Source organism: Curtobacterium sp. 18060, from assembly GCF_902706105.1.
In the GTDB taxonomy this organism is placed as follows: domain Bacteria; phylum Actinomycetota; class Actinomycetes; order Actinomycetales; family Microbacteriaceae; genus Curtobacterium.
The window spans coordinates 55,286-70,904 of sequence record NZ_CACSJV010000017.1 but is presented as its reverse complement, the minus strand read 5'-3'; the positions used below and the strand labels follow the sequence as shown (position 1 = coordinate 70,904).

Below are 15,619 nucleotides of genomic sequence, written 5' to 3'. Positions count from 1 at the left end.
GTCCGGCGGGGGCCGGCTCGGGCTCGGTGGGCTCCGAGGCGGGGGTCTCGGACTCCTGCTCGGTGCTCGGCTCGGCCTCGGGGGCCTCTGCCTCGGCAGCGGCTTCGTTCGAGGACTCGTCGGACGAACCGGAGTCGGAGGAACCGGAGTCGGACGAGCCGTCGCCGATCTTCACCAGCGCGGTGCCGACCTCGACGGTCTCGTCCTCCTGCACGAGGATCTCCTCGATGACGCCGGCGACGGGCGACGGGATCTCGGTGTCGACCTTGTCGGTCGAGACCTCGAGCAGCGGCTCGTCGACCTCGACCCGGTCACCGACGTTCTTCAGCCATCGGGTCACCGTGCCCTCGGTGACGCTCTCGCCGAGCGCCGGGAGGCTGACGGATTCGCTCATCGGGTGGACTCCTCTTCGCGGGGGGTTGCAGTTGTTGTGGATGTCATTGTCACAGGGCGCGGACTCGTGCGGGTCACAGCGCGTGCAGCGGCTTGCCCGCGAGGTGCATGAACGCCTCGCCCAGGGCCTCGTTCTGCGTCGGGTGCGCGTGCACGAGCGGAGCGATGTCCTCCGGGTACGCCTCCCAGTTCACGGCGAGCTGGGCTTCACCGATGAGCTCGCCGACGCGGGCGCCGATCATGCTCACGCCGACGACGGGGCCGTCGACGACGCGGACGACCTTGACCGAACCGGACGTGCCGATGATGTGGCTCTTGCCGTTGCCGGCCAGGTTGTACTCGTAGGAGTCCACCTTGTCGGCGCCGTACTCGGCCTCGGCCTTGGCCTGCGACAGGCCGACGGAGGCGACCTCGGGGTCGGAGTACGTGATCTTCGGGATGTTCTTGTCCTCGATGATCACCGGGTTCAGGCCGCCGATCTCCTCGGCGACGAAGATGCCCTGCTGGAAGCCGCGGTGTGCGAGCTGCAGGCCGGGGACGATGTCGCCGACCGCGTAGACGTTCGGCAGGTTGGTGGCGAGGCGCTCGTTCGTGGTGACGAAGCCGCGGTCCATGGCGACGCCGACCTCGTCGAAGCCGACGTTCTGCGTGACCGGGCCACGACCGACCGCGACGAGCAGGACGTCGCCGTCGAAGGTCTTGCCGTCCTCCAGCGTCACGACGACGCCGTTCTCGTGCTGCTCGACGCCCTGGAACCGGACACCGAGCGAGAACTCGATGCCGCGCTTGCGGAAGGCGCGCTCGAGCTGCTTCGACATCGACTCGTCCTCAGCGGGGACGAGGTGGGGGAGCGCCTCGACGATCGTGACCTCGGCGCCGAAGGACTTCCAGACGCTGGCGAACTCGACGCCGATGACGCCGCCGCCCAGGATGACGACCTTGTTCGGCACGTAGTCCATGCGCAGTGCGGTCTCGGAGGTGATGACGCGGCCGCCGATCTCGAGCCCGGGCAGGGACTTCGAGTAGGAGCCGGTCGCGAGCACGACGTTCTTGCCGACGATGTTCTGGTCGCCGACCTGCACGGTGTTCTGCGAGGTCAGTCGACCCCAGCCCTCGACGACGGTGATGCCGCGGGCCTTGATGAGGCCCTGCAGGCCCTTGTACTTCGAGGTGATGACGCCCTGCTGGTACTCGATGACCTTCGGGACCTCGACACCGGCGAACTCCGCGATCACGCCGTACTTCTCGGCGTCGCGCGTCGCGTCGGCGACCTCGGCCGCGTGCAGCAGCGCCTTGGTGGGGATGCAGCCACGGTGCAGGCACGTCCCTCCGAGCTTGTCGCCCTCGATGAGCGCGACGCTCATGCCGAGTTCGGTGGCCCGGAGCGCAGCGGCGTAGCCACCGCTCCCGCCACCGAGGACCACGACGTCGTAAGTCTGTTCCGTCACCTGGTGCAACTCCCTCGTGCGTGTCGGGCCGATCGGGCCCTACGTGGACACCGCGGGGGCGGCGTCCGACGGTCGGACCGCGTGGTTCCGGTCCCGTCCCGTGCAGTACCGGTGGGAGGCGCGTCGATGCCCCGTCCCACCGGTACCAAACCTACTACTCGGACTGGAGGTCTTCTGCGAGCGCGATGAGCGTGCGGACCATCACACCCGTCGCGCCCTTGCCGAGCCACCCGTAGCCGCCGCCCTTGTGCTCGGACGGACCGGCGATGTCGAGGTGCGCCCACGGGATGCCCTCGCCGACGAAGCGCTCCAGGAACTTGCCCGCGAGCAGCATGCCGCCGGCGGGGTTGCCGACCGTGGCGTTGACCATGTCGGCGACGTCGCTGGCGAGCCGGGCGTCGAGTTCCTCGGGCAGGGGCATCGGCCAGATCGGCTCCGACACGCCCTCGGCCACGGCACGGAGCTTCGCGACGAGGTCGTCGCTGCCCATCAGGCCGGTGGTGCGGTCGCCGAGCGCGACGACCTGCGCACCGGTCAGGGTGGCCACGTCGACGATGGCGTCGGGCGTCTCGAGCGAGGCGGCGGCCATGCCGTCGCCGAGCACCAGGCGGCCCTCGGCGTCGGTGTTCGTGACCTCGACGGTCTTGCCGTTCTTGAGGGTGAGGACGTCACCCGGGCGGGTCGCCGTGCCCGACGGCATGTTCTCGGCGAGTGCGAGCCAGGCGGTGACGCGCACGTCGAGGCCCAGGCGTGCGGCGGCGACGGTCGCGGCGAGCACCGTGGCGGCGCCGGTCATGTCGGTCTTCATGCCGAGCATCGACGCCGCCGGCTTGAGCGAGAGCCCGCCCGAGTCGAACGTGATGCCCTTGCCGACGAGGGCGAGGTGCTTCGTGGCGGACTCCGGTGCGTAGCGGACGACGACCAGGCGCGGGGGACGCGCCGAACCACGGCCGACGCCGAGGATGCCGCCGAAGCCCTGCTCCTCGAGTGCCTGCTCGTCGAGGACCTCGACGGTGAGCGGGAGGTCCGAGGCGAGCCCGGTCGCCACGTCGGCGACGTCCTGTGGTCCCAGGTCGCCGGCGGCGGTGTTCACGAGGTCGCGGACCAGCGATGCGGCGTCGGCCACGATCGCCGGACGGACCGCGGCGTCCGTCGCGGCGGACGGCGCGAGGACCGTCACGCGCTGGTCGCCACGCGTCGGCCCGGTCGTGCCGGCACCCTTGTGCCGCGTGAAGGCGTAGGCACCGAGCGCCGCGCCCTCGAGCGCTGCCGCGACGAGTGCATCGGTGTCGGTCGGCAGCGCGAGGGCGATCGACGCGGCGTGCGGCAGCTGGCGGACGGCACTGCCGGCGGCCGAGCGGTACGCGGCGGCGTCGGTCCCGGTGCCGAGCCCGATGAGCGCGATGCTCGCGGCGTCGACGCCGACGGCCGGGATGCGCACGAGCTGGTCCTTGGCGCCCGTCGCGCCGATCGCCGCGAGGTCGAGGTCGTCGAGCGCGGAGAACGGTGTCGTGGCCGGCTGGGCGATCGTCGCGGGGGCACCGTCGGAGCCGGGCCGGACGCCGACCACGAGGACGTCGGCGGAGATCGAGGAGGGGGCGGAGGAGTCGGTGGAGAGCGTCGGTCGGACCATGCTCCAACCCTATCCACGCACTGTTCGCTGTCGGCGTGGCCGTCCCGCGCGGGGGCGTCGGTGGCCCCGCCTAGCATGGGGACGGTGAACCACCCCGAGGAGCTCTACACGTTCGACGAGGCCGCCCCGACCGTCCCGGCCGGGCTGCACCTGGTCGCCGGGCTCACCGGCTTCGCGGACGCCGGTTCGGCCGTTGCCCAGGTCACGGCGTCGGTGCTCGACGACCTCGACACGCAGCTCGTCGCCGAGTTCGACCCCGACGTGCTGCTCGACTGGCGTGCTCGCCGGCCCGTCATCACCTTCGAGCACGACCACATCGCCGCCGTCGAGCCGCCCCGGCTGGCGCTGCACCTCGTGCGCGACGAGATCGGCCAGCCGTTCCTGTTCCTGTCCGGGTACGAGCCGGACTTCCAGTGGAACCGGTTCGTGGACGCCGTCACCGGCCTCGCCGCCCAGCTCCAGGTCGCGGACACCACCTGGGTGCAGTCGATCCCGATGCCGGTCCCGCACACCCGCCCGATCAGCCTGACCGTCTCCGGCACCCGCGCCGACCTCGTCGAGCAGATGAGCGTCTGGAAGCCCGAGACCCAGGCGCCGGCGAACGTCCTGCACCTCGTCGAGCACCGGCTCGCATCCACCGGCGCGCAGGTCACCGGGCTCGTCCTGCTCGTCCCGCACTACCTGTCGGACACCGAGTTCCCGGACGCGGCCGTCGCGGCCCTGTCCGGCATCGCCGCGGCCACCGGCCTCATCTTCCCGACGGACGCCCTGCGCGAGGCGGGTCGCGAGTTCCTCACCCGGGTCGAGGAGCAGGTCGCCGGCAACGCCGAGCTGCAGCGACTCGTCGGTGTGCTCGAGGAGCGGCACGACACGTACATGGAGGGCAACCCGGTCGCGTCGCCGCTCACGGACGTCGACGGCGAGGTGCCGACCGCGGACGCGATCGCGGCCGAGCTCGAGCGCTTCCTGGCGGATCGTCGCACCCAGGGTGACGGCGGCGAGTAGCCGGGTCGGGCCCTGAACGGTCCGGAACGGCGGCCGGGAGGCCCGGGGCGGGCCCGCACCGTCCCTCCCGTCGGTCGTCCGGTCGCGACCAGGACGTCACCTGCGTCGGCGACACACGTCGCGTATCCGGCTCCGCCGGATCGGTAGCCTGTCGGGGTGAACTCCCGTCGCGCCTACCTGATCTGGGGCATCGCGGTGCTCGCCTACGTCCTGGCGGTCGTGCAGCGGTCCTCGCTCGGGGTGTCCGGGGTGGACGCGCAGGACCGGTTCGCCGTCTCGGCGGCGGTGTTGTCCACGCTCGCGGTCGTGCAGATCGCCGTGTACGCCGGACTCCAGATCCCGGTGGGCGTCGCGCTCGACCGGGTGGGGCCGCGCAAGCTCGTCCTGCTCGGTGCCGCGCTGCTCGTGGTCGGCCAGGCCGTCGTGGCCGTCTCGCCGACGATCGGCCCGGCGATCGCGGGCCGGGTGCTCGTGGGTGCCGGCGACGCGATGACCTTCATCTCGGTGATCCGCCTGGTGCCGATGTGGTTCAGCGGCCGGATCCTGCCGCAGATCTCGCAGTGGACGGGCAACCTCGGGCAGATCGGCCAGATCCTGTCGGCGTTCCCGTTCGCGGTGCTCCTGCACGCCGCGGGGTGGACGCCCGCGTTCGGGGTCGCCGCCGCCGCGAGTGCCGTCGGGCTCGTCCTGGCGTTCGTCTTCGTCCGCAACGGCCCCGTGGTCGTGCGGACCGGAACGATCCCGCTGCCGCACTCGTGGGGCGCCGCGTTCCGGACGTTCGGGCACGCGTTGCGTCGACCGGGCACGCAGCTCGGGTTCTGGTCCCACTACGTGACGCAGTCGTCCGGCACGGTGTTCTCGCTGCTGTGGGGCGTCCCCATGCTCCGCGGGCTCGGGTACAGCCCCGCCGAGGCCGCCGGCTTCCTGACGATCATCGTCGCCGTGGGCTTCGTGGCCGGGCCGGTGCTCGGGCTGCTGTGCGCGCGGTTCCCGATGCGCCGCTCGAACCTCGTGCTCGGCGTGGTCGTGCTGCTCGCCGTGGTGTGGACCGCGATCCTGCTCTGGCCCGGCCACCCGCCGACCTGGCTGCTCGTGCTCCTCGTCGTGGCGATGGGCATCGGCGGCCCCGGTTCGCTGATCGGGTTCGACTTCGCCCGGACGTTCAACCCCGTCGGTTCCCTCGGGTCCGCGAACGGCGTCGTCAACGTCGGGGGGTTCCTGGCGGCCTTCGTGATGATGTACCTGATCGGGCTGCTGCTCGACGTGATGTCCCGCGTCACCGGTGAGACCGTGTTCGCCTGGGACAACTTCCGCGTGGCCCTCACGGTGCAGTACCTGGTGGTCGGGTTCGGTGTCGCGATGCTCCTGCACGCCCGGCACCGCACGCGCCGGGTGCTCCACGCGGAGGAGGGAATACGCGTCGGACCGCTCTGGGTTGCACTCGTTGCGCGCCTGCGGAAGCGGCACGTGCAATAATGATCACGGACCCACTCAGGACCCCCATCCTGTCGGAGCACTTCGGAGCGCCGATCAACGCGGGGGACTTGACATGGGTCTTAGTGCTGCCCGGAACGGTAGGACTCGACGACGCGGGGGACTGCGGCTCGGGCCCTGGGCGGCGAGGGAGGCCACGACCCCACGAACGTGGCACGACGAGAGAGGTGATCGCATGGCTGCCCGGAGCACGACGATCGATCCCACGAAGGACACTCAGCCCGAAGGTGCTGTGGCAGAGGACGCCACGGACGCCGAGGGAACCGCCGCGCCGAAGAAGCGCGCCACCAAGGCCCCCGCCAAGAAGGCCCCGGCCAAGAAGGCCGCCCCGAAGGCGAAGAAGATCGACCCCGTCGACGAGGCGAACGAAGCCACCGACGAGCCGACCGAGGACGTCGAGGACACCGACGACAAGGCGATCAAGCCCGACGCCGCCGCTGCGGTCGCCGCTGGCGCGCTCGTCATCTCGCAGACCGACGACGACGAAGCCCCGGTCTACTCCACGACCATCACGGGTGCGACCGCCGACCCGGTGAAGGACTACCTCAAGCAGATCGGCAAGGTCGCCCTGCTCAACGCCGAGCAGGAGGTCGAGCTCGCGATGCGAATCGAGGCCGGCCTGTTCGCCGAGGACAAGCTGCAGCACTCGACCGGGCTGACCAAGCCGGCCGAGCGTGAGCTGCGCTGGGTCGCCCGCGACGGACAGCGCGCCAAGTCGCACCTGCTCGGCGCGAACCTCCGCCTCGTGGTGTCGCTCGCCAAGCGCTACACCGGCCGTGGCATGCAGTTCCTGGACCTCATCCAGGAGGGCAACCTGGGCCTGATCCGTGCGGTCGAGAAGTTCGACTACACCAAGGGCTTCAAGTTCTCGACCTACGCGACGTGGTGGATCCGCCAGGCGATCACCCGCGCCATGGCCGACCAGGCCCGCACCATCCGCATCCCGGTGCACATGGTCGAGGTCATCAACAAGCTCGCTCGTGTCCAGCGCCAGATGCTGCAGGACCTCGGTCGCGAACCCACTCCGGAAGAGCTCGCCCGCGAGCTCGACATGACCCCGGAGAAGGTCGTCGAGGTGCAGAAGTACGGTCGCGAGCCGATCTCCCTGCACACGCCCCTGGGCGAGGACGGCGACTCCGAGTTCGGTGACCTCATCGAGGACACCGAGGCGGTCGTGCCGGCTGACGCAGTGGGCTTCACCATGCTGCAGAAGCAGCTCGAGAGCCTGCTCGACTCCCTGTCCGAGCGCGAAGCGGGCGTCATCCGCATGCGCTTCGGCCTCGGTGACGGCCAGCCGAAGACCCTCGACCAGATCGGTGACACGTTCGGCGTGACGCGTGAGCGCATCCGTCAGATCGAGTCCAAGACGATGGCGAAGCTCCGCCACCCGTCGCGGTCGCAGTCGCTGCGCGACTACCTCGAGTAGGCCGATGCGGTTCTTCATCCCGATCCTGATCGGGCGGATCCTCCGTGCCCTCGCCAGAGCGCGGGGCGGGGGATCCGCGTACCCCGGCTTCATCGTGCTCAAGCTCGTGCCGGACTTCCTGCAGCACGTGACGAAGCAGTTCCCGAACGGCGTCGTCTTCGTGCTCGGCTCGAACGGCAAGTCGACGACCACGCACATGATCTCGGACATCGTCCGGGCGCACGGGCTCCGCGTCTTCACGAACCCGTCCGGGGCGAACCTGCCGCAGGGCATCGCGTCGGCGTTGCTGTCCGAGGTGTCGCTGACCGGTCGCCTGAAGGCGGACATCGGCATCCTCGAGGTCGACGAGGCCTTCGCGGTCGAGCTCGCCGGCATCCTGTCGCCGTCCACGGTGACGATGCTCAACGTGCAGGTCGACCAGCTGTACCGGTTCTTCGAGACCGAACGCGTCGCCGACATGATGCTCGACACCGCGGCACTGTCCACGGCGAACGTGATCACGAACCGCGACGACCAGTTCCTCGACGCCTACGCAGCGCGGGCCGGCCAGCGGGTGCTGCGCTTCGGTGCGAGCGCCGAGGTCGTCGCCGCCGCACCGAACGGCCTGCAGAACGCCGACGACTTCGACCGGCAGGACGCCCAGCCGAACGCCGCTGAGTCAGAGGTCGTCGTGAACACCGGTGACGGTGCGACGATCCGCTTCGACGGTGCCGACATCGCGGTGCGCCTGCCCGCACGCGGCCTGCACTACGCGGTCGACGCTGCTGCTGCCACCGCCACGGCCAGCGCGGCACTCGGCACGCAGTTCCGCGCCGACGCCGTCACGAAGGCCTTCGGCACGATGAAGCCGGCGTACGGCCGCGGGGAGCGACTCCCCATCGCCGGCGAGTCCGCCGAGTTCACGATGTTCAAGAACGCCGCGAGCCTCCAGCTCAACCTCGACGCGCTGCCGGACCGCCCCGAGCAGGTCCTCATGGCGATCGACGAGGGCACGCCGGACATCTCCTGGATCTACGACATCGACTTCTCGAAGCTCGACCACGTCGACGTCGTATCCGGTGACAAGGCCTGGCAGATCGCGATCGCCCTCGAGCACGCCGGTGTCCGCATCGGCCGGGTCGACCCCGACGTCGAGGCCGCGATCAAGCACATGGAGCAGCTCGGGTCGACGACCAGCGGGACGAAGAACTTCATCGTCAACTACGAGATCATGATGATCGCCCGCAAGGCCCTCGGCCACCCGGACATGGAGAAGACCGCATGACGGCCGACCGGCTGACCATCCTGCACGTCTACCCCCGGCAGATGGGTGTCTCGGGGGACCGCGGCAACGTCGCGGCCCTCGTCCGCCGTGCCGCCGCAGCCGGCCTCGACACCGAGGTGCTCGAGTACGCGCCCGGCGACGACCTGCCCGCCGCGGCCGACGTCGTGGTCATCGGCAACGGACCGCTCAGCGCGATGCGTTCGCTCGGTGCCGACGTCGCCCGCATCGCCGCTCCGCTCCGTTCGTTCGCGAGTGACGGCGTGCCGGTCATCGCCGTCGGCGGCGGGTTCGACCTGGCGACGAACGAGGTCGTGCCCACCGAGGGTACTCCGCTCGCCGGGTTCGGCGTGTTCGACGCCCGAGCCGTCCGCGGTGCCGAACGTCGGGTCAACTACTTCGTCCTCGAGACCCGGTACCCGCTGCTCCCCGGTGCGTCGAAGCGGCTCGCCGGCTTCGAGGACCACGCCACCACGATCGAGCTCGCGGCCGGGGTCACCCCCTTCGCCGACGTCGTGTCCGGCGGCGGCAACCAGGCGGGCGCCCCGGTCGAGGGTGCGATCGTCGGCACGTCGTTCGGCACGCACACGCAGGGTCCGATCCTGCCGCTCAACCCGCAGCTGACCGATGGTGTCCTCGCCGCAGCCGTCGCACGCCTGGGCCGCGAGTACTCGCCGGACCCCGAGCAGACGGCCACCATCGACCGCTACGCACGCGAAGCGCGCGCGACGGTCGACCGCTACGTCGACAAGGCGTTCAAGCGCATCGCGTGACGCTCACGAAGGCCGGGTCCGACGGGACCCGGCCTTCGTCGTCTCCGATGCGGTGGCAACAGTTGCCAAGCTGGACCGGTCACGTGCAGAATGTGAAATGTTGTAAGCCGACAAAGGACGCTTCATGCTCACCAACAATTCCGTCCTCGCCCTGGTCGGTGCACTCGTCGTGACACTGACGACTGCCGGGGCCGTCGTCCAGACAGCTCCGGCTGAGGCCGCGACGCCGCGCATCAGTTCGGCCTGCAGCTCGGTGCCGACGACCACGACCGAGTTCGACGGGGTTCCGGGGACGATCTTCTACAAGCGGCTGCAGTGCCTCGGCAGCATGGCGGGGTACTACGGCTACAAGGGGCCGATCGACGGGATCATGGGTCCGAACTCCTGGACGGGTGTCTCCGAGCAGCTCGCGAAGGGCGGGTACTTCCGTGCCGGCGACCTCCACAACTGGCAGAGCCCCGAGATCATCCGGGCACTGCAGCGATGGGCGGCCGCACACGGCCGCTACAGCGGCCCCATCGACGGTGTCTGGGGGCCGAACAGCTACCGCGGCGCCGCCTGGGCGCTGAACCGCGCGTTCTGAGACGGGCAACAGACAGACGGGAGGCCCGGTGCCAGCTGGCCCCGGGCCTCCCGTCTTGCTGTGCTCGCGCCTTCGCGCGCTACTTCGACTCGTAGAGTCGGCTGCTCTCGTCGTGCCACTCGATGGCGGTCGCCGCGAGCTTGTCCTTGAACTCTGCGCCGTGGTGCGCGCAGAAGAAGAGCTCGCCGCTCGACATGGTGGCTCGGATGTAGGCCTGCGCTCCGCAGCTGTCGCAACGGTCGGCGGCGGTCAGCTGGTGGTTGCTGACTTCGTCGATGGAGGGGTCCTGCACGGTCTGGGTCATTGCTGTGCTCCTCACGGATCGCAGGTGGTGCCGGGTGGTTGCACCATTTCAACACGTGATGCCTGAGAACGATGCATTGTGCAGCGCTGTTTCGCTGAGCGCGGATCGGTTGTCCCCAGTGCGAGTGTCCACGCCGAGGGTGTCGGTGCCGCTCGGTAGCATCGGACGGTGAGCTCCGACTACTCCGCACGCCATCTCTCCGTCCTCGAAGGGCTCGAGGCGGTCCGGAAGCGTCCGGGGATGTACATCGGCTCGACCGACTCCCGTGGGCTCATGCACTGCCTGTGGGAGATCATCGACAACTCCGTCGACGAAGCCCTGGCGGGGCACGGCGACGAGATCGGCGTCGTGCTGCACGCCGACGGTTCGGTCGAGGTCCGCGACACCGCCCGGGGCATCCCGGTGGACGTCGAACCGAAGACGGGCCTGACCGGGGTCGAGGTCGTGTTCACCAAGCTGCACGCCGGCGGCAAGTTCGGCTCCGGCTCCTACGCTGCCTCCGGTGGTCTGCACGGCGTCGGTGCCTCGGTGGTCAACGCGCTGTCCGAGCGCCTCGACGTCGAGGTCGACCGCGGCGGCAAGACCTACGCCATGTCGTTCCACCGCGGCGAGCCCGGCACGTTCGACGACGCCGAGGGCATCGGTCCGGACGCCCCGTTCAGCCCGTTCACCTCGGGCAGCGAGCTGCGGGTGGTCGGCAAGGTGAAGAAGGGCGTCACGGGTTCCCGGATCCGGTACTGGGCGGACCGGCAGATCTTCACCGCCGATGCGCGGTTCAGCACCGACGACCTGGTCACCCGGGCGCGGCAGACGGCGTTCCTGGTGCCCGGACTCGGCATCACGATCACCGACGAGCGCGTGTCCTCGATCGAGGCCGCTGCTGCGCGTGCCGAGGCGACGGGGACCGCCGTCGAGGCCGGCCCGGTCGTCGAGCGCTTCCGCTACGAGGGCGGCATCGGCGAGTTCGTCGAGCACCTCGCGGCCGACACCGCCGTCACCGACGTCTGGCGCGTGCAGGGCACCGGGACCTTCACCGAGACCGTCCCGATGCTCGACGACAAGGGCCACATGGTGTCGACCTCGGTCGAGCGCTCCTGCGAGGTGGACCTCGCGCTGCGGTGGGGCGACGGCTACGAGACGGTGTTCCGCAGCTTCGTCAACATCATCGCCACGCCGAAGGGCGGCACGCACCAGGCCGGCTTCGAGTCCGGTCTGGTCAAGGCCGTCCGAGCACAGGTCGAGGCGAACGCCCGCAAGCTCAAGGTCGGGCAGGACAAGCTCGACAAGGACGACGTGCTCGCCGGCATGACCGCCGTGCTGACCGTCCGGCTGCCCGAGCCGCAGTTCGAGGGGCAGACGAAGGAGATCCTCGGCACGCCGGCGGTCCGCAAGATCGTCGACCAGGTCGTGTCGAAGCGCATCACCGAGATCCTGACGTCGACGCAACGCACCGAGAAGGCCCAGGCCGCGACCCTGCTCGAGAAGGTCGTCGCGGAGATGAAGACCCGCATCTCGGCCCGCGCCCACAAGGAGACGCAGCGCCGGAAGAACGCGCTCGAGAACTCCTCGTTGCCGACGAAGCTCGCGGACTGCCGGTCGCAGGAGACCGAGGGCACCGAGCTCTTCATCGTCGAGGGGGACTCGGCCCTGGGGACCGCGAAGCTCGCCCGCAACAGCGAGTACCAGGCGCTGCTGCCGATCCGCGGCAAGATCCTCAACGTGCAGAAGGCGTCCGTGTCGGACATGCTGTCGAACGTCGAGTGCGCGTCGATCATCCAGGTCATCGGTGCCGGCTCCGGCCGGACGTTCGAGATCGACCAGGCGCGCTACGGCAAGGTCATCATCATGTCGGACGCCGACGTCGACGGCGCCCACATCCGCACGCTGCTGCTGACCCTGTTCTTCCGGTACATGCGACCGATGATCGAGCAGGGCCGGGTGTTCGCCGCCGTGCCGCCGCTGCACCGGGTCGTCGTGGTGAACCGCGGCAAGCCGAACGACACGCTGTACACGTACTCCGAGCAGGAACTGCAGACCGTGATGAAGAAGCTCGAGAAGACCGGCAAGAAGTACCAGGAGCCGATCCAGCGGTACAAGGGCCTGGGCGAGATGGATGCCGACCAGCTCGCCGAGACCACCATGGACCGCGCGCACCGGACCCTGCGGCGGGTGAACATCACGCACGCCGAGAGCGCGGCGAAGGTGTTCGAGCTGCTCATGGGCAACGACGTGGCCCCGCGCAAGGAGTTCATCCTGGCCGGCGAGGGTCTGGACCGCGACCGCATCGACGCGTAGCCGCGTAGCCGCGCGGCGGCGCTGGCCGCGCGGCCGCTGGCGCCGCTGGCGCCGCTGGCCCGAGTCTCGGCCTCAGCGACTCGTCTCGGGCTGCGTGCTCCGAGTTCGGTCGCTCAGCCCGAGACTCGGTGCCGCCAGAGCGACACCGTGCCGCGACCGTGCGCGGTCCGTGCCGCCAGAGCGACAGTGCCCTGCGAACTGTTGGCGGACTCCTGTCGCTTCCGCGTCGGCGGATCGAGCGGTCGGGACGGGGGTGGCCCGCGCCTCCCGGCCGGCGAGTCTCGCGGTCGGCGACCGGACTCGCGTGCCGGACCGCGAACGATGTCGCGCGAACCGAGACTCGGTGCCGCCAGAGCGACACCGTGCCGCCACCGTGTGCGGTCCGTGCCGCCGAAGCGACAGTGTCCCGCGAACTGTTCGCGGGACACTGTCGCTTTCGCGGGGAGGGGCTGCCGCGCGCTACGCGTCGCCAGCGGTGCCGTCGAGCGCCGCGGCACTGCCGCCGATCGAGCCGATGACGGCCTCGAGCGGCGCCCCCGACCCGTCACGCTTCGACAGCCAGTCGGGCAGGGTCCGCGCGGCGCCGTCCGTACCGACCGCGTGCGGGGGAGCGATGCCCGCCCAGCCCACGGTGAGCCCGTCCTCGCCCTTCAGGAACGCGTGCGCCCGGACACCCTGGGTCGCCCGGCCCTTGGCGGGGAACTCGGACAGGGCGGAGACCTTGGCGCGACCGGAGTCCGTTCCGGGCAGTGCCGTGGAGGTCGTGGACACGGTGGCGACCACGGCGTCGTCGGACCGGGCGACGGACCCGAACCAGATCACCGAGGACCCGGACGCCAGCGCCATTCCCGCGACACCGCCGGCCGGCAAGCCCTGGGCACGGACGCCGGACGCGGGGAAGCGCAGGAGCTGGGCGTTCGAGCTGATGAACACCAGGTCGTCGGACTCGGGTGCCTGGGCAGCGCCGATCACCGCGTCGCCGGGCTTCAGGCCGATGGCGACGAACTCGGGCTTGTCGGGCCAGGCTCCGGGGACGACGCGCTTCACGACGCCCTGCGCGGTACCGATGGCGAGGGAGTCCGACGACGCGCCGGACAGGTCGACGAGTGCAACGACCGTCTCGCCCTTGGTGAGCACCAGGAAGTCGGTGACCCGTACGCCGGCGTCGAGCCGGACCGCGGCGGGCGGCACCGCCGGGACGTCGACGGGGGAGAGCCGCAGGACCCGCCCGGTCGAGGTCAGCGCGCCGACCTGGCCCCGGACGGTGCTCACCACGGCGGACCGGACGGCGTCGTGCTTGGAGCGCTTCGGCACGCGGACGATGCTGAGCTCCGACGTCGGGATGTCGACGCGGATGAGTCGTCCGGTCGTCGAGAGCAGCACGCGGCACGGCGAGTCGGCGACCTGGAGGGACTCCGGGTCGACCGCGGCCTTGCGCCCGCCCTTGACGGGGGCGTCGGCCTCGGTGAGCAGCGTGCGGCGCGGGGTGGCGAACTTGTCGGAGACCTCGGTGAGCTCGAGTGCGACCTGGGCACGGAGCCGTTCATCGGACGCCAGGAGTTCCTCGAGGGCAGCGATGTCGGCGAGCAGCTGGTCACGCTCGGCCTCGAGCTCCATGCGCGAGAACTTCGTCAGGCGTCGGAGCCGCAGTTCGAGGATGTACTCGGCCTGCACCTCGGACAGGTCGAACACGTCACGGAGCCGGCTCCGTGCGGCTTCGGAGTCGTCCGAGGTGCGGATGACCTGGATGACCTCGTCGATGTCGAGGATCGCGATGAGCAGTCCCTCGACCAGGTGCAGCCGCTCGCGACGACGCGCGAGTCGGTACTCCGACCGCCGGGTGACGACCGACAGCCGGTGCTGCACGTAGACGTCGAGCAGCTCGCGCAGCCCGAGCGTGCGCGGGGACCCGCCGACGAGCGCGACGTTGTTGATGCCGAATCCGTCCTCGAGCGGGGTGTGCTTGTACAGCTGCTCGAGCACCGCGGTGGGGTTGAAGCCGCTCTTGATGCCGATGACGAGCCGGAGACCGTGGTTGCGGTCGGTCAGGTCGTTGACGTCCGAGATGCCGACGAGCTTCTTGGACTGGACGCCGTCCTTGATCTTCTCGATGACGCGCTCGGGGCCGACCAGGTACGGCAGTTCGGTGACGACGAGCCCGACCTTGCGCGGGGTGAGGTTCTCGACGCTCACCTTCGAGCGGGTCCGGAACGTGCCGCGCCCGGTGGCGTAGGCGTCGCGGACCCCGGAGAGCCCGACGATGGTGCCACCGGAGGGCAGGTCCGGCCCCGGGACGAACTCCATCAGCTCTTCGAGGGTCGCCTGCGGGTTCATCAGCAGGTGCTTCGCGGCCTCGACCACCTCGCCCAGGTTGTGCGGCGCCATGTTCGTGGCCATGCCGACCGCGATGCCCGACGCACCGTTGACGAGCAGGTTCGGGAACGCCGCGGGCAGGACGCCGGGCTGCATGATCTGGTTGTCGTAGTTCGGGACGAAGTCGACGACGTCCTCGCCGAGGCCCTCGGTCATCGCCATCGACGGTTCGGCCAGGCGGGCCTCGGTGTACCGGGCGGCAGCGGGACCGTCGTCGAGCGACCCGAAGTTGCCGTGGCCGTCGACCAGCGGCACGCGCATCGTGAACGGCTGCGCCATCCGCACCAGCGCGTCGTAGATCGCGCCGTCGCCGTGCGGGTGCAGCTTGCCCATCACCTCGCCGGTGACGCGGGCACTCTTGACGTGCCCCCGGTCGGGCCGCAGGCCCATCTCGGCCATCTGGTACAGGATGCGCCGCTGGACGGGCTTCAGGCCGTCGCGCGCATCGGGTAGCGCCCGCGAGTAGATGACGGAGTACGCGTACTCGAGGAAGGAGCCCTGCATCTCCTCGGAGACGTCGACGTCCTCGATGCGCTCACCGTCGGGCAGGCCGACTGCGTCCGTGCGTGCCATGGCACCTTTCTGGAAGACCGGAGTCGTCTAGGAGACTCTGTCGTCTGGGAGACTCTGT

The 15,619-nt window shown here is 70.3% G+C and carries 12 protein-coding genes; 7 read left to right on the top strand and 5 right to left on the bottom strand.

All coding sequences use genetic code 11. The annotated features are described in order from the left end of the window. From GVL05_RS10335 to GVL05_RS10325, 3 genes are all read right to left on the bottom strand, one after another. Nucleotides 1–394, bottom strand: a 394-nt coding sequence (locus tag GVL05_RS10335) for a biotin/lipoyl-containing protein (RefSeq protein WP_327785637.1), incomplete at its 3' end; no start/stop codon positions are given. A gap of 73 nt (nucleotides 395–467) precedes the next feature. Next, nucleotides 468–1,841: a dihydrolipoyl dehydrogenase gene (gene lpdA, locus GVL05_RS10330; protein ID WP_159573097.1), complete on the bottom strand. Its 1,374-nt coding sequence runs from the start codon at nucleotides 1,839–1,841 to the stop codon at nucleotides 468–470. Nucleotides 1,842–1,995: 154 nt separating this feature from the next. Next, nucleotides 1,996–3,474 carry a leucyl aminopeptidase gene (locus tag GVL05_RS10325; RefSeq protein WP_159573096.1) on the bottom strand — a complete coding sequence of 493 codons (1,479 nt, stop codon included), beginning with the start codon at nucleotides 3,472–3,474 and terminating at the stop codon, nucleotides 1,996–1,998. A gap of 75 nt (nucleotides 3,475–3,549) precedes the next feature. Here GVL05_RS10325 and GVL05_RS10320 point away from each other — a divergent pair, with 75 nt between their 5' ends. The 6 genes from GVL05_RS10320 to GVL05_RS10295 all read left to right on the top strand — a co-directional run bounded on the left by GVL05_RS10320 (nucleotide 3,550) and on the right by GVL05_RS10295 (nucleotide 10,016). Beyond that, nucleotides 3,550–4,479: a proteasome assembly chaperone family protein gene (locus tag GVL05_RS10320; RefSeq protein WP_123938446.1), complete on the top strand. Its 930-nt coding sequence runs from the start codon at nucleotides 3,550–3,552 to the stop codon at nucleotides 4,477–4,479. 156 nt (nucleotides 4,480–4,635) lie between these two features. After that, a complete protein-coding gene (locus GVL05_RS10315; protein WP_159573095.1) occupies nucleotides 4,636–5,955 on the top strand; it encodes a nitrate/nitrite transporter in 1,320 nt (439 codons plus the stop codon). A 193-nt stretch (nucleotides 5,956–6,148) separates the two neighbouring features. Then, nucleotides 6,149–7,399, top strand: a complete 1,251-nt coding sequence (locus GVL05_RS10310; protein WP_159573094.1) for an RNA polymerase sigma factor — start codon at nucleotides 6,149–6,151, stop codon at nucleotides 7,397–7,399. 4 nt (nucleotides 7,400–7,403) lie between these two features. Further along, nucleotides 7,404–8,663, top strand: a complete 1,260-nt coding sequence (locus GVL05_RS10305; protein ID WP_123292682.1) for a MurT ligase domain-containing protein — start codon at nucleotides 7,404–7,406, stop codon at nucleotides 8,661–8,663. Further along, nucleotides 8,660–9,433, top strand: coding sequence for a type 1 glutamine amidotransferase (locus tag GVL05_RS10300; protein ID WP_159573093.1), 774 nt, complete (start codon nucleotides 8,660–8,662; stop codon nucleotides 9,431–9,433). Before GVL05_RS10305 ends, GVL05_RS10300 begins: the two co-directional genes overlap by 4 nt. 124 nt (nucleotides 9,434–9,557) lie before the next feature. Beyond that, the gene (locus GVL05_RS10295) at nucleotides 9,558–10,016 is read left to right on the top strand and encodes a hypothetical protein (protein ID WP_159573092.1); all 459 of its coding nucleotides are present in this window, start codon (nucleotides 9,558–9,560) and stop codon (nucleotides 10,014–10,016) included. Nucleotides 10,017–10,095: 79 nt separating this feature from the next. Here GVL05_RS10295 and GVL05_RS10290 read toward each other — a convergent pair whose 3' ends face one another. Continuing rightward, nucleotides 10,096–10,320 (bottom strand): hypothetical protein, encoded by a 225-nt coding sequence (locus GVL05_RS10290; protein WP_071255055.1) that lies wholly within the window; start codon nucleotides 10,318–10,320, stop codon nucleotides 10,096–10,098. A 168-nt stretch (nucleotides 10,321–10,488) separates the two neighbouring features. On the opposite strand from GVL05_RS10290, the gene GVL05_RS10285 reads away from it, so the two are divergent. Then, nucleotides 10,489–12,615 (top strand): type IIA DNA topoisomerase subunit B, encoded by a 2,127-nt coding sequence (locus tag GVL05_RS10285; RefSeq protein WP_159573091.1) that lies wholly within the window; start codon nucleotides 10,489–10,491, stop codon nucleotides 12,613–12,615. 459 nt (nucleotides 12,616–13,074) lie between these two features. Here the strand turns inward: GVL05_RS10285 and GVL05_RS10280 are convergent, their stop codons facing one another. After that, complete coding sequence (locus GVL05_RS10280) at nucleotides 13,075–15,561, bottom strand: DNA topoisomerase (ATP-hydrolyzing) subunit A (RefSeq protein ID WP_159573090.1); 2,487 nt, start codon at nucleotides 15,559–15,561, stop codon at nucleotides 13,075–13,077. Nucleotides 15,562–15,619 lie beyond the last annotated feature (58 nt).